Annotated in this window: 1 rRNA gene; it reads right to left on the bottom strand. The window is 58.3% G+C overall.

Annotation, left to right across the window (positions count from 1 at the left end):
* A 16S ribosomal RNA gene (locus tag ACFYWM_RS44725) occupies positions 1-977 on the bottom strand; the annotation flags it as partial.
* Between the last annotated feature and the right edge of the window lie 218 nt (positions 978-1,195).

A 1,195-nucleotide genomic window follows, 5' to 3' on the forward strand; every position in this document is an offset into this window, starting at 1 on the left:
TTTCCGGGCGATGTCAAGCCTTGGTAAGGTTCTTCGCGTTGCGTCGAATTAAGCAACATGCTCCGCCGCTTGTGCGGGCCCCCGTCAATTCCTTTGAGTTTTAGCCTTGCGGCCGTACTCCCCAGGCGGGGCGCTTAATGCGTTAGCTACGGCGCGGAAACCGTGGAAGGTCCCCACACCTAGCGCCCAACGTTTACAGCGTGGACTACCAGGGTATCTAATCCTGTTCGCTCCCCACGCTTTCGCTCCTCAGCGTCAGGTAAGGCCCAGAGAACCGCCTTCGCCACCGGTGTTCCTCCTGATATCTGCGCATTTCACCGCTACACCAGGAATTCCGTTCTCCCCTACCTACCTCTAGCCAGCCCGTATCGAATGCAGACCTGGAGTTAAGCCCCAAGCTTTCACACCCGACGTGACAAGCCACCTACGAGCTCTTTACGCCCAATAATTCCGGACAACGCTTGCGCCCTACGTATTACCGCGGCTGCTGGCACGTAGTTAGCCGGCGCTTCTTCTGCAGGTACACGTCAACTTCGTCCCTGCTGAAAGAGGTTTACAACCCGAAGGCCGTCATCCCCCACGCGGCGTCGCTGCGTCAGGCTTTCGCCCATTGCGCAATATTCCCCACTGCTGCCTCCCGTAGGAGTCTGGGCCGTGTCTCAGTCCCAGTGTGGCCGGTCGCCCTCTCAGGCCGGCTACCCGTCGTCGCCTTGGTAGGCCATTACCCCACCAACAAGCTGATAGGCCGCGAGTCCATCCCCAACCGAAAAAACTTTCCACACCCACCCGATGCCAGGAGGTGTCGTATCCGGTATTAGACCCAGTTTCCCGGGCTTATCCCAGAGTCAGGGGCAGGTTACTCACGTGTTACTCACCCGTTCGCCGCTCGAGTACCCCGAAGGGCCTTTCCGCTCGACTTGCATGTGTTAAGCACGCCGCCAGCGTTCGTCCTGAGCCAGGATCAAACTCTCCAAACAATGTCTGAACAGTCCTTACCCAGCTGAAAGCACCCACCCCCACACAAGGAGGCGGATGTATCAACCAAAGGAATCCATCCCCCACCACAAACCGGGTGGTAGGACGGGGTTGTGCTTCATGCACTGGCTTTTAACACACTGTTGAGTTCTCAAGAAACGGACGCGTACACCATCACCCAAACCCAGCCGATCAGCCAGGCCCGAACTCCGGGGCGTTC

The sequence above is a fragment of the Streptosporangium sp. NPDC002721 genome (assembly GCF_042888905.1).
Classification (GTDB): domain Bacteria; phylum Actinomycetota; class Actinomycetes; order Streptosporangiales; family Streptosporangiaceae; genus Streptosporangium.